This window comes from Roseivirga spongicola (assembly GCF_034376045.1).
Taxonomy (GTDB): Bacteria; Bacteroidota; Bacteroidia; order Cytophagales; family Cyclobacteriaceae; genus Roseivirga; species Roseivirga spongicola.
Window position 1 is genome coordinate 4,298,628 of the sequence record NZ_CP139724.1, and the last position, 13,240, is coordinate 4,311,867.

Annotated in this window: 10 protein-coding genes; 5 read left to right on the forward strand and 5 right to left on the reverse strand. The window is 40.2% G+C overall.

Annotation, left to right across the window (positions count from 1 at the left end):
- Nucleotide 1 precedes the first annotated feature (1 nt).
- Complete coding sequence (locus tag T7867_RS18845; RefSeq protein ID WP_068220596.1) at nucleotides 2–1,870, reverse strand: flavin monoamine oxidase family protein; 1,869 nt, start codon at nucleotides 1,868–1,870, stop codon at nucleotides 2–4.
- A 121-nt stretch (nucleotides 1,871–1,991) separates the two neighbouring features.
- On the opposite strand from T7867_RS18845, the gene T7867_RS18850 reads away from it, so the two are divergent.
- On the forward strand, nucleotides 1,992–2,903 hold the full coding sequence (locus T7867_RS18850) for a DNA-3-methyladenine glycosylase family protein (protein WP_084375656.1): 912 nt from the start codon (nucleotides 1,992–1,994) through the stop codon (nucleotides 2,901–2,903).
- Nucleotides 2,904–2,937: 34 nt separating this feature from the next.
- Here the strand turns inward: T7867_RS18850 and T7867_RS18855 are convergent, their stop codons facing one another.
- The 3 genes from T7867_RS18855 to T7867_RS18865 form a co-directional block, all read right to left on the reverse strand.
- Entirely contained in the window at nucleotides 2,938–5,529 is a 2,592-nt protein-coding gene (locus T7867_RS18855) for an ABC transporter permease (RefSeq protein ID WP_068220593.1), read from the reverse strand.
- A complete protein-coding gene (locus T7867_RS18860; protein ID WP_068220590.1) occupies nucleotides 5,526–5,870 on the reverse strand; it encodes a PadR family transcriptional regulator in 345 nt (114 codons plus the stop codon). Before T7867_RS18860 ends, T7867_RS18855 begins: the two co-directional genes overlap by 4 nt.
- 107 nt (nucleotides 5,871–5,977) lie before the next feature.
- Nucleotides 5,978–6,418, reverse strand: coding sequence for a hypothetical protein (locus T7867_RS18865; protein WP_068220587.1), 441 nt, complete (start codon nucleotides 6,416–6,418; stop codon nucleotides 5,978–5,980).
- 92 nt (nucleotides 6,419–6,510) lie between these two features.
- Between T7867_RS18865 and T7867_RS18870 the strand changes: the two genes are divergently transcribed.
- The 4 genes from T7867_RS18870 (at nucleotide 6,511) to T7867_RS18885 (ending at nucleotide 12,089) form a co-directional block, all read left to right on the forward strand.
- Nucleotides 6,511–7,905, forward strand: coding sequence for an aldehyde dehydrogenase (locus T7867_RS18870; protein ID WP_262501403.1), 1,395 nt, complete (start codon nucleotides 6,511–6,513; stop codon nucleotides 7,903–7,905).
- 58 nt (nucleotides 7,906–7,963) lie between these two features.
- Complete coding sequence (locus T7867_RS18875; RefSeq protein WP_068220586.1) at nucleotides 7,964–8,992, forward strand: MBL fold metallo-hydrolase; 1,029 nt, start codon at nucleotides 7,964–7,966, stop codon at nucleotides 8,990–8,992.
- 69 nt (nucleotides 8,993–9,061) lie between these two features.
- Entirely contained in the window at nucleotides 9,062–9,766 is a 705-nt protein-coding gene (locus T7867_RS18880) for a carboxypeptidase-like regulatory domain-containing protein (protein WP_068220583.1), read from the forward strand.
- Between the two features lie 154 nt (nucleotides 9,767–9,920).
- Entirely contained in the window at nucleotides 9,921–12,089 is a 2,169-nt protein-coding gene (locus T7867_RS18885; RefSeq protein ID WP_068220581.1) for a prolyl oligopeptidase family serine peptidase, read from the forward strand.
- On the opposite strand, the gene T7867_RS18890 is transcribed toward T7867_RS18885, so the two are convergent.
- Nucleotides 12,086–13,219, reverse strand: a complete 1,134-nt coding sequence (locus T7867_RS18890; protein ID WP_068220578.1) for an FIST signal transduction protein — start codon at nucleotides 13,217–13,219, stop codon at nucleotides 12,086–12,088. The two genes, T7867_RS18885 and T7867_RS18890, sit on opposite strands and share 4 nt — an antisense overlap.
- Nucleotides 13,220–13,240: the final 21 nt, after the last annotated feature.

The window sequence follows — 13,240 nt, forward strand, 5'->3', positions numbered from 1 at the left end:
TTTAGCCATTCGCTTGATTATAATCATATAAATCTGGCTTGATGCTGACCATAGGGTTATAACCTGGGGAATTCAATGTCCCTCCTATTGATTGAATCAGTGAGCAAGCTGCATTCATTCCTGTCTGCAAGGCTCCTTCTGTCCAGCCTCCTGTCCAGGAAATAGAATCTCCAGCCAAATACACCTGACCAGCATTTGAGTCTGATTTCTCCAAATAATGGAAGAAGGCCGACTGCACATAATGGTCTTGCCCTGGTCTTGTCAACTTGAAAGCACCATAGTAATGTGGCTTCAATTCCCAGTCTATAAACTGTACATTCTGATCGTAATCGTCATTCAAAGGATTCAAATGCTCGATAAAATCAGGAGCGAAAGGCGCCAAAGCCTCCTTCAACATGGCCAATCTCTCTTTTGGGTTCTGGAAAGAAATCTGCTTGATAGACTGATCGCCCCAAACATAGCTTACCAACACTACACCATAGTCCCCGCCATAATCCAGCGTATAAAGGTTAGCAGAAAGCGAGTCGCTCAAAATACATCTCGTACCTTCTTTCAAACTGGTCCAGAACTTGTCTTTGGTTCGAATAAATACCTTCGATGAATTCATAATATGAATATCTCGAATTGACTGAGCCACTTCTGTCGGCATAGTCGGTTCTACGTTACCAACCTCCGGCAAAGTAAATGGATCGAATAAACCGAGATTCGAATCGATCTCCATAGAGCGTTGAGTAGTGGCCACAATAACTCTATCGAAAGGAGAACCAGGTACTTGTTTGCCCGATTTGTCTAACACCACAATCTTATCACCAGACTTATATACCCCTCCAATTGGACAGTTTCTGGTTGTATTATCTGACACCTTAGCTGTTGTGCCATCTGGCAATACCACTTCTTCACTATAAAGTCTATGCGCCACCGTTTCAATGCCTTTCGGAACGAAAACCTGACCTACTTCAAGCCCGTTAGTGATCAACCTCATGATCTCTAAGAAACCTACCTGATACAATGGACCGAAGCCACCAAAACCGGTTCCCAAAGACGCGAATCGCTCGTAGTCTTCAGGATAATTCCAAGCTTTACCTCCTGGAGGATTTGATCCGTTGAAAATGGTTACTAATCCATCAAACAGACTCTTATTCAGAAATACCTCCATGTAGCTTTTCCAAGCCTCCACTGGATCAACTTTGGTGCTTTTCGGATTTCCATCTGCATCAATCATTAAGGCATCTGCAATATCATTAGGAGCCGCTAAAGTCACCTTTTTTTGAGTTCCTGTATGGTCGGTATACTCAATGGTGGCTCCGTTTTCAGCGAAGTCATTCCACCCTGCATGAACCGTATCGAACTCAGCCGGAATATCTCCATTAGCAGGCACATTGTAAGTATTGTTCTTGTAGCTAATGAGCGTATTGACCGTTAGCGGATCTGGAAAATCAGGAGTAGTGGCAATCTTGAACTGATTGAAATAATCGAACAATAGCTCTTCGGAAGGAGGAAATCTCATGGCACCGAGCTCCGCTATTTCAGGATCTGATTTGGAGAATTTCTTGCTATACAAGCGACCGCCAATTCTATCACTAGCTTCAAAAAGCGAAACTTCCACTCCGCATTTCAGTAACTCATAAGCCGAAGAAAGACCAGCCAAACCAGCACCTATAATTGCTACTTTCTCGGTTGGCTTAGTGTCAAAAGTGGCTATACTACCACCCGCTTTATGTTTCCATAGTCCGTATGAGAAGTCGGGAGTATCTACATATTTGTAATAGATTTTTTCTTCTGCTGAAGTATCAGCAGCCAACATGAGCTTTGCCGCCTTACCAGCAAGCGTGTCTTTTTTAATCGATCGATTGGGAATTAACCAAGGCATGTGTTTTTGTTTAGTTGGAAATTGATTTGATGAGAGGCCTTTGCCCCTCTAAAAGATTCCAAAAGTTACAGGTTTCGTATACTGGAAGACACCGTATTTACACCTGTTTTGTACATTGCTAATGAAACTTCATACAATCAGGGCAATGGCCAAATCATTCCAAATTAGCTACACCGAGCCTTTCAGTTATGAAAAGTGCTTTAATGCGCTCTACCGGTCGGAAGATGAAATTCTTTACAGACTAGAGCATCAAAGAATCTACAGGCTGATCAATGTTGGCGGAAATTACATTACTTTAGTAATATCAGAAAGTGCTGATCATATTCTTGTGGAAACAGAACATGAAATGAAAGAGACAGAGATTTCCTATCTGACTCATTACGTTCAAAACTGGTTCGATCTAAATAAAGACCTCACTCCGTTCTATCAGCTTCTTCAAAAGGATAATCGTTTAGCTCATCTGCCTGAGCAATTGCATGGTTTGCGAATTGTTGGAATCCCTGATGTTTTTGAAGCCATTTGCTGGAGCATTATTGGCCAACAGATTAATCTCACTTTTGCACACAAACTAAAAAGGCGGCTTGTCGAGCATTACGGAACCAAGGTGCAGTGGAATGGAATAGAACTTCACCACTTCCCTAGCCCTGAAGCCATGATGGAAATTGATGAAGTATATTTGCATAGCACTCAACAATTTTCGCGCAGCAAACTCAAGTACCTTAAAAATGTAGCTGAGGCTTTTAGCTCAGGAGAAATCAGCAGGAAGAAACTACTTTCACTCCCGACCTTCGAAGAAAGACAAAATCTGCTCACCTCAATAAAAGGCATTGGGGTTTGGTCGGCCAATTATACGCTAATGAAAGCCTTGAATCAGCCAGAGGCAGTCCCCTATGGAGATACTGGGTTGAGTCAGGCGCTCTTTAACCTAGGCATCATTGACGACAGAAAAGACATCAAATCGATGGAAAGGTTTTTCGAAGATTTTTCCGGTTGGGAAGCCTATCTGGTATTCTACCTTTGGAGCAGTTTATAGCCTCCTCTTCAATAAAAGAGAAGGCTTTATTCAATTATTCTGTGCGTAAGGTCTGAGCAGGATTCATTCTCTTCACTCTTCGGATTTGCAGGTTCAGTGTAAAGAAGGTCACCAGCAATAAAATTAGTACCGCAATACTCAAAGGCCCCGCCCCTATATTTGGAGCATAAGCATAGATGTCGTTAATCAGCATATCGACCAATAGTACTGCGACAGGACAGCCGATGAGTATAGCAAAGAGCAACACAAACCTGAATTTCTTCACTACGGTAGATGTCAAATTCATACCTGAAGCGCCCAATACTTTTCGAATACCAAAGTCTTTGATTTGACTCGATACGTTGATGCTTACCAACCCATAAAGTCCCATTGCTGCCAGAAGAATTGAAACTGATGCCGTAAACAACATTATGTTTCTAATGCCCTTCATTTCTTCATAAAAGCCTTCAAAAATCAACTCCTGGATTCCCACGTAAACTGTTTTTTCTTCAACCAATTCTTGAAGCTGTGATTGTAGCTTATCTCTTTGATCGAAAATATTACCCTCATTCATTTCCACCAGATAAGAAGTAAACTCGTTGGCAGGAATCGCTTTCAAAGCGGCCCCTCTAATTTTCTGCCCTGGGTCCATATAATGATAATCTTCAACCACCCCAATAATGGTATACTCCACAGAATCTTGAAGAATCTGAATTCCATCGGCATTAAACTCAAGCTGATACTGCTCTAAAAAAGATTCGTTCACCACCAGTTTCCTATCCAAGTCGCTTTCCAAACTTGGATCGAACATTCTGCCGGCCACCAAACTCAAGCCTAAAAGCTCTGGGTAATTTCTCCCAACCTGAAAAAGCTCAGCATAAGATTTTACTTCACCATTTTTAAACTGAACTCCGTTCAAATCTTGACCAATATTCGACCTGGTGCCCGCATATCTCGCAATATTTGGCTCAGCCTCTAGCACATCTCTATATGCATCAAGATACACCTCACCCGGAATTCCCATCACAAGTTTATTGTACTGATCGTAGCCCCAGTCCATGCTTTCATTGACTCTATTGGTGTGCACAAACATGATGGCCGTTACCACGGTAATCATGGCCAGAATCATCTGGAAGGTGAGGAAAATATTACTAAGCCACCTTCTACCACTCTTTTGAGTGGCTTTTCTAAGAATGGAAATCGGCTTGTAAGAAGAAGCTACCACAGCTGGATACAGGCCTGACGCCAGAGTGATAAACAAGAGCAATCCAATGAGAAAATACCAAAAATTTAGATGGCTCCATAAGTCTAGCTTAAAGTCTCCACCTGCTATTTCATTAAAGCCTGGTAAGAAAAATGAATGAGCCAGCAAGGCACCTAGAAACATGGAAAAGCTGCAAAGCAGAAAATTTTCAATCAAAAACTGAGTGACCAACTGCTTTCTCTTGCTACCAATTACCTTTCTGATCCCGATCTCCTTCAGCCTTTTCATAATCATGGCTAGAGAAATATTAACGTAGTTGAGGGTGGAAAGAATAAGCATAAAAACTCCAATAGCTGAAAGTGTAATAATTGGAGCCATATTTGGCCCAGAACCAACACCATTCATCATTTCATATGAATTATTGGCCATAGTAGATAATGGCTCTAGCTCAAAGTATGTGATGGCATACTCTTCGTTATTCTTGTTATAGACTGGCAAAAGCTGATCCATTGCACTAAGCAGACTGGCGGGCTCAACGCCATCTTCACGCTGAATAAAGAAATTCGTATTCCATGTAGCTCGGTCTCTAAATTCTTGCTCGTAGTGAACATAGTTGACAAGCATATTAATCTGAATACTAGAGTTGTTTGGCTTATCGCGATAAACCGCACCAATGGTAAAGGTCTTCCAATTTTCACGAATCTTTAGATCCACTTTTTCACCAACCGGGTTGGCATCACCAAATAGACTAATTGAAGTGCTTTCATCTATGATTATCTCACCCTCATTATAAAGCGTGTTGGGGTTTCCATAGAGTAAATCGAAGGAAAACATGTCCATAAAGGCTTCATCCACAAAGAGTGCTGCTTCATACTTGGTCTTATTCCCGTAGCGTACTTCAGGTTGTCGATAATTGTATCTGGTTGACGCCTTGATTCCCGGAACAGACTTAAGAATTTCTCCGACTAACTGGTTATCTGTCCCACCATTTCGACCCTTGTTAGATTCTAATTCTTCCCAGTGAGTTACCAGAAAGAGATCGTCTTTATTTTCGTGAAAATCGTCTTTCACGTAGTTGTACTCTACAAACTTAAAAGCTACAATAGAGCAACCTATGGCCAGTGAAAGTCCGATAATATTGATAGCACTAGGCATGCGCTGCTTCCATAAATTGCGCAGCCCTATTTTGAAATAGTTTTTAAAGATTCCCATGTTGTTTCGATTTTGAGATTTATTTGACCGTTTAATATTTGACCATTTGAAGAGGCGAAGAACATCCCAGATAAATGACCGCCTGGCTTTGCTCTCTCCTTTTTCTTTGATTCTCCAATGATAGAGCTCGTGAACATCGCCCTGAATCTGCTCTAACAGTTTAGGGTTGCAGTACCAAGCCAAAAACCTATCTGCCCATTTGGGTGGAGATTTTACAGGCTTCTTTTTCATGATGAAAAAGAATAAGACACACCTACCGGAAGCTGACCGTACAATTGATCTCTTTGAGATTTCACCTCATCGAGCATTTGCTTACCTGATGCCGTGAGTTGGTAAAATCGTTTCCTTCTTCCTCCTCTTTCTTCTGTTGCTCCTCCCATATTAGAAGACAGCCATCCTTTTTCTTCCAAGCGATTAAGCACGGCATGTATGGCACTAATATTCAGCTCCCTTCCAGTTTGATCTTTCATTTCTTGAAGAACAGAAACAGCATAGGCATCATCATTCAAAATACCCACCAGCAGAAGCACCAGCTCTTCTAACTCACCGATATAATTACCTTTTCCTTTCATAATTAATATCTACAAACATAGAACAAATATATTATCTCTATTCTTGTAGAACAAATAAATATTTTAATAGAGTCTTTGAAGATAGGTCAAAAAAGACGGGCAAAAGATTAAAGCCAAATAGGAATTAGGCTTTCAACAGCTCCAATTAATAGACTTATAACCAAGCCCTTATAAGACAACTTCTGTGTGTCGAATAAATTAGAATGGGCAATCCACAAGGCAGGGATTGCAGCAGTGAGCAAAACCACCGTAGCTATGGTTGAGATATTCGGCAAGGTGATTCCTATGAGGTCGAAGAGAATTTCTAAAACCAGCATGTAGCCGAAGATTGCCAACATTAAATTAGCCTTAGGTAAACCTTTCAGAAGCAAAATACCGGCATTAAGTAATGTAAATGCAATTAGAATGGCAGAAAATTTCAGATAGTATTCCGGCTTAAAATAAGTTTCGAACTCTACCTTAATTTCAGTATTGAGTAGAAAGTGAATAATAACAAAGAGAGCCAAAACAATAAAAACTCCAGATACGAAAAGTCTGTTCCTTTGCATGTAACGAATTGAAATTAAATCAGAAGGTAGTAATAATTCAGGGAGTATCAGGAAAGACAGCTCTCACAAATATTATTAACTTAAGCCAAGTGGTGAAAACTGTTCGTATGGAAGCAACTTCAAAAGAGCTAATCGACCGTAAGGTTTCAAAGCTTCAGAAACATTATAAAACAGGATCAGCCAAGTCGGTTGACTCTAGAATATCGAACTTAAAACGATTCAAAAAAGCCATTCTTTCGAATGAGTCTAGTATCTATGAAGCCCTCTACAAAGACCTAAGAAAGTCTGAAGAAGAAACACTGCTTACTGAAATTGGCCTCGTCATTAAGGAGATTGATCACCACATTAAGTACCTAAGAAAGTGGTCGAAAACCAAAAGAGTTTCGACACCTTTATACTTACTCCCATCCTCTAGTCATTTAAAACATGAGCCTCTGGGTGTGGTCATGATTATTGCCCCCTGGAACTATCCTTTTCAGCTTTTGATGAATCCTTTGGTTGGTGCAATATCAGCTGGCAACTGCGTTATGCTTAAACCTTCCGAATTCTGTATTCATACCAATGCGGTGATGGAGAAAATAATTGAGGAGGCATTCGATACGGAGCATGTAACTATGGTTCATGGCGGGAAAGAAGCCAACCAAGAGTTACTCTCTCATAAGTTCGATAAAATCTTCTTCACTGGCAGTCCGAGGCTTGGCAAAATAGTCATGAAAGCTGCTTCAGAACATCTTACTCCTGTTGTGCTAGAGCTTGGAGGAAAAAGCCCTTGTATTGTAGACAAAGATGCCAATATAGACATTGCGGCAAAACGCATTGCTTGGGGAAAAACCATTAACCTCGGGCAAACCTGCATAGCCCCAGACTATTTACTAGTTCATACCGATGTAAAAGAAGAATTGCAAAACAGAATAATTCATTATTGGGAAGAAACATTTGGAAAAACCCCACAAGAAAGTGACTGGCTGCCACGAATGGTTACTCAAGAGGCTTTCGATAGAGTTTCAGGGTATCTCAACCAAGGCAGAGTTGTTTATGGCGGAAAAACGGACAGAGAAGACAAGTTCATTAGCCCAACATTGTTGGACAATATTGATATTTCAGCACCGATAATGGAGGATGAAATATTCGGACCTATTTTGCCCATTTTATCATTCACAGATATTCAGGAGGCGATTGATTTAGTCAATGCTAAAGAAAAACCATTGGCCTATTACTTTTTCGGGGCGAGTTCAAAAGCCAAGCAAATGCTAAATGCTAACACCTCTGGTGGGGCATGTATCAATGATACTATTATGCATATTTCTAACCACAAACTACCGTTTGGAGGAGTTGGCAATAGCGGAATGGGGCATTATCATGGCAAGTATAGCTTTGAGGTTTTCTCACATCAACGTTCGATTGTAAAATCGCCAACTTGGATAGATCTGCCCTTCAGGTATGCTCCTTTCAAGCACTTCAGCATAGTTAAGAAGCTGCTCACTTAATTTTGATCGAATTGAACGACTGACCTGAAACTTCTGTTTCGGCTTGAGAAATTAGTGTATGATAAAGCAATTTGGTGGTAAGCTCACAAAAGAGCTGATTGAAAGGTATAGCCAGTCACCCAACTGGAAAAACGGAAAATTCGAAAACCTAGAAGATACTAACATGAGCATCAGCTTGGCATCTATGCCTAAGCTACTCTACAAGCAGTTTTTCGAGAATAAGGGTAGAATGCCAGAAACACCAATTTCCGTCATTCCCTTCAATAAACAGGAATTTTTAAAACCTTCAGACAAAGCTAAATTTATCTGGTATGGTCACTCTGCGATACTGATGAGAATGAATAACAAAACCATTCTTATTGATCCGATGCTCGGGCCAGATGCTGCACCAATCGCTCCTTTCAAAACCGCAAGGTTTTCGAAAAACACGCTCAACTTAATCGATGACTTCCCTGAGATAGACCTACTCTTACTCTCACACGATCACTACGACCATCTTGATTTAGCAAGCATTGAAAGGCTGAGACCAAAAGTAAAGCAATATTATACTGCCCTTGGCTGTGGTAGACATTTAGAGCATTGGGGAATTGACCCAAGTATAATCGAAGAATTCGATTGGTGGGACACGAGCGAATTTGAGGGAATTGAAATCACCTTTACCCCTTCTAGGCACTTTTCTGGCAGAGGACTAACAGATAGGTTTAAATCACTTTGGGGTGGATGGGCATTCAAAACAGAAAGTGAAAACATCTACTTCAGTGGAGATGGCGGCTATGGCAAACACTTTAAAGAAGTGGGAGAAAGACTCGGACCATTCGACTTTGGATTCATGGAATGCGGCCAATACAATGAACAGTGGCATCAGATTCACATGTACCCAGAAGAAGCTATTCAGGCTGCACAAGACGCCAAGGTTGAAAAAGTAATGGCGGTACATTGGGCTGGCTTTAAACTGGCCCAACATACTTGGCAAGAACCAATAGAACGGTTTTCAGAAGCTGCTCAAATCAAGTTAACAAACCTCACCCCACAAGTAGGTGAACTTTGTAACTATTCGGAAAACTTTACAGAGCGTTGGTGGTCTTAGCCTCAACAACCCCTTGTCTTACAGCACTTTAATTTCATTACATAAATTTTATACCTATCTTGTAAGACTATGAACAAGCTCAAAACCTCATTATTCGCGCTGGTAATTCTACTTTTGGCTACATCAACCTTTGCTCAAACCAAACGAGTTACCGGGAAAGTCTTTGCATTTAAGGATACTCCTATTGCCAACATCGAAATTATTTCGAAGAAGTCTAAGCAAACCGTCACCACCGATGAAATGGGGAATTTCTCCATTGAAATCAATGCAAAAGACAAACTGGTCTTTGAAGGAAATGGATTTCGAAAAGAAGTTCGAAAAGTGGTAGAAGGCCAAAAGCTCGATGTAAAAATGTTATTCTTAGAGGGCGAAAACAATGAAAAAATAGCCATCGGATCAGGGCATCTTACCGAAGAATCTTTATTCTATTCTAAGTCTAACTTTTTAGAGTATAACAATGACTATCATACCTACCCAGACATTTTCACTCTTTTACAGGGTAAATTTCCTGGTGTTAAAGTTTACACCGAGCTAGGTCAAAAAAGAGTTGTAATACGAGACATAGGATACCTCAGTGGTAAAGACAACACTGCTCTTTACATGGTAGATGGGCAAATTTGGCAAGACATATCTGTTCTAGCCCCAGAAGAAATAGTTTCAGTCAATGTAATGAAGGATGGTGCTCCATTAGGCTTTAGAGCAGTAAATGGAGTGGTAATTATTACAACCATGGTTGAGGCTGGAAAAACCCGGCCCAATGGTTTAGAAAATTAAACAGCCGTAGATTTTAAGAATATAGCAAGCCATTCAAATTGAATGGCTTTTGTTTTGATCTACCCCATAAAGAAATAGCTAACCGCTATCAAAAAAATCTTTGTTTCCCTACTTTGATTTCCCCTAATTCACGCGCAAATCCTCTAACTCCACAATGCTTAAGCAAACATTCACTTTTTTCGCTTTCCTAATCTGTTTTTCTGCAAACCTTAGATCACAGACTTATAGCTATCCGGTTGCACCAAAAGACAGCATTTTCGATAAATACTTTGATACTCTAATCTACGATCCTTATCAATGGATGGAAAATCCTAATGATCCTAGGTTGTCAGAATGGCTAAGTGAACAAAAGAAAATAACTGATAAGGAAGGCAGGCAGCAAACTTACAAAAGAACTCTTCAGGCTCAGATTGGAAGCATTTACTATGATGTAAAAGAAGAGTCTACAGAGTCTTTCAAACAATTGATTGAAAAGGAACGCGTTGAGAAGTTTCAATTCAAATTTGAAGCTAAAGAGTCGTTCAGGTCTGCTGATCTCTTGTACAAAAGAGGAAATGAAACCAACTGGAAGTATCTAATTAAAGCAAGAGATCAGCAGGAAACAAAAGGTGAATTTGTATCTGTAGATGATTATTACCTCAATGAAGAAGAAAGCCTTGTTGCTGTAACAGTTTCTGTAAATGGCTCTGACTGGCGAAAAGCGTATGTCTTCAACCTGCTCACAGGAGAGATGCTTCCAGAAAATTTACAGTTCTTAAGGATGAGCAGCAATATAGTATGGAATGGCCGATCTTTCTTCTACGATCGTTATTCAGCACCAGCTGAAGGTAGAGAGTTATTAGACAAAGCTACAGGACAAGCACTCTACGTTCATCATATTAATCAAAGTCAGGAAAAAGACGAATTAATCTATCTAAACCCAGATAGAACAGGTACTAATTCTTTCAACTTTTTTGAAGCCAATGATGATGTGCTGATTATGAATCATTTTGGGTATAGATCTGGAAAAGCTTTTAAAGCCATTTCATACATCCGAAAAAGAAGCAACTCAGGATTTTCTTTAAACAACTTTTTAGCTATCCCTAACGACCAATCTACTTTTACAATTGAAGAGGTTATAGGAAGTCAGGCCATCATCAGAACTACACTAGGTGCTCCCAATGGTAAGGTCTTAGTGGCAGATATTAACCAAGTGAATCAATTGGGGGAGTTAGTACCTCAATTCGATGCAAACCTTCGAGAAATTAATCAAATAGACACCGATAAAATAGCCTGTATTTACAGACAAGACGATCAGTTTCTTGCACTAATTTATAACCTAAAGGGAGAGCTACTGAAGACTATCAATGTTCCTAAGGGTAAAAGGATTAACGGCCCGTTTAAACCAAAGACTGACACCAATTATACGCTATTCAATATCAGCTCTTTTTACCACCCAGACCTTTGGTACAAATTAGATTTAGAAACTCTGGAGTTTGTCCCCATAGAAGAAATAACGGTTCCTTACAAAGTAAATGACATTGAAACTAGGTATGTAAAGTTTCATTCTAAAGATGGCACCGAAGTACCAATGTATATCACCTGCTCTAAAGAGACGAAACTGGATGGTAAAAACCCTACTCTAGTATACGGTTACGGAGGTTATGGAATAACTGTAGAACCTGGCTATGATGAGAGCTTAGCATTATTTTTAGCCCATGGAGGTGTTTTAGCAATGCCTAATATAAGGGGTGGAGGAGCAGAAGGTGACTCGTGGGCTTTAGAGGGAAGGCGATTGAAAAAGCAAAATGCTATAGACGACTTTATTTCAGCCTCAGAATACCTTATAGAAAAAGGGTACACAACAAGTGGTAGAATGGCTATCAATGGAGGTTCTCATGGAGGAATGTTGGTCTTGGCTGCTATGGTTCAAAGACCTGAATTATTCAAAGCAGTAATAGCAGAAGCAGCACCAACCGATATGCTTAGAAAAAGCCTGTTCACAACAGCTGGCACAAGTATCAATTTGTTAGAATATGGCTCAGCAGAGTACGTGGAAGATTTCGAAAATCTGATTTCCTATTCTCCACTTCATAATATTAAAGAGGGTGTTGAATATCCTAACCTATTATTGATGACGGGCGAAACTGATGATAGAGTCGTACCTCAGCATACTTACAAGTTTCTTGCGACCATTCAAGAAAAGGCAAGTAACGAATCTCTATATCATGTGTATGTAACGCCAAAGTCTGGACACGGAGGAGAATTAACTCGAAATGACTTTACAGATAAAATACTGTTTAAATACTACTTTATTTTTGACCAGCTAGGCATTAAGCTCTAGTTCTCCCGAAACAAAGTAACAGCTAACATTTGATGATGAAGTTCGGCTAAACCACGTTTGGCCGGACATATTTCTCCGTAGCTATAAAAACCACCAATAGGCACTTCATTTCCTAATACGGATTGAGTCGATGCTATTTCCTCCTCTATCTTTCTATCGAATAAAAGTTTTCTCCCAATGCAGCTTATTACTAGACAAAACTCTGGTACTCCATTAAGGGTGCTCAGCGCCTTTTGTACTGCCTGAGATGAGCCGTTTAGTAAGTCATCGAACTCAGCCTTCATAAAGCGAATTTCTGTACCAACAGGAATTTCTTGCCCAACAATTAAATGACCTAAAACTTCGTCTACTGAATAAACCGTCCTTACCAAGGGCGATTCTGATTCAGGAATAACAACAGATAATGGATATAACAATGCAGCCCCTGGCAATCCATCCGCATCATCTCCCATAAACTGTTTGTATAAGCTTAATGGAGACTTTCCATCTAAAGTCTTTATCACCCTCCCTTCTGTGGCCGTCACAATATGAGAATCTCCAAAAACATCCCAGCCTCCGTGCGAGCCAAAGCCTATTTCAATCTGCTGACCATAAAAGCCAATTGCCACAACTTGTCCTTCATCAATTTCTCCATTTAGCCCAACCAATGTTTTTGAGAAATTGGCTCCATCTCCAGCCAAACCTCCACTGATTAGAACATCTCTACCTAAAGCCCCATACATTCCCTCAAGCAATTCTACTCCATTAATGAGCCAGCCATCACTAAAGACCAAAACATGCCTGAGGTCGGTCGAAGTAAAACCAGCAGAAAGCCTCTCCCCTAGTGCTTTACTGCTATCTCCATCTTCAAGTTTCATAGAGTGGATTTCTACCGAAGACTTCTGTAATGCTACGGCCATTCCTGTAACTGAATTATCTAAAACTTCAGATAAGTAAACCTCTCCAGAGCTAGAGCAACTAACAATATCTGCCTGCGGATACTTTTCACTAATACCTTTTAACCAACCTTGAGATTCCATCTCCTGCCTAGGGGCAAAAACAAGAACAAAAGAAACCGAATTCTTATCTTCTATATTTTCATGAGAGTATTTAAATTCATCGTCCTTAAACAGGAACTGGTCGACTTTCATTGGTTTGTGTTTAGCGCTACT

Bases quoted from the DNA above. Each gene is read 5' to 3' on its own strand.
- T7867_RS18865 (WP_068220587.1), bottom strand. From the start codon at position 6,418: ATGCAAAGGAACAGACTTTTCGTATCTGGAGTTTTTATTGTTTTGGCT.
- T7867_RS18855 (WP_068220593.1), bottom strand. From the start codon at position 5,529: ATGAAAAAGAAGCCTGTAAAATCTCCACCCAAATGGGCAGATAGGTTT.
- T7867_RS18875 (WP_068220586.1), top strand. From the start codon at position 7,964: ATGATAAAGCAATTTGGTGGTAAGCTCACAAAAGAGCTGATTGAAAGG.
- T7867_RS18860 (WP_068220590.1), bottom strand. From the start codon at position 5,870: ATGAAAGGAAAAGGTAATTATATCGGTGAGTTAGAAGAGCTGGTGCTT.
- T7867_RS18850 (WP_084375656.1), top strand. From the start codon at position 1,992: ATGAAACTTCATACAATCAGGGCAATGGCCAAATCATTCCAAATTAGC.
- T7867_RS18845 (WP_068220596.1), bottom strand. From the start codon at position 1,870: ATGCCTTGGTTAATTCCCAATCGATCGATTAAAAAAGACACGCTTGCT.
- T7867_RS18880 (WP_068220583.1), top strand. From the start codon at position 9,062: ATGAACAAGCTCAAAACCTCATTATTCGCGCTGGTAATTCTACTTTTG.
- T7867_RS18890 (WP_068220578.1), bottom strand. From the start codon at position 13,219: ATGAAAGTCGACCAGTTCCTGTTTAAGGACGATGAATTTAAATACTCT.
- T7867_RS18885 (WP_068220581.1), top strand. From the start codon at position 9,921: ATGCTTAAGCAAACATTCACTTTTTTCGCTTTCCTAATCTGTTTTTCT.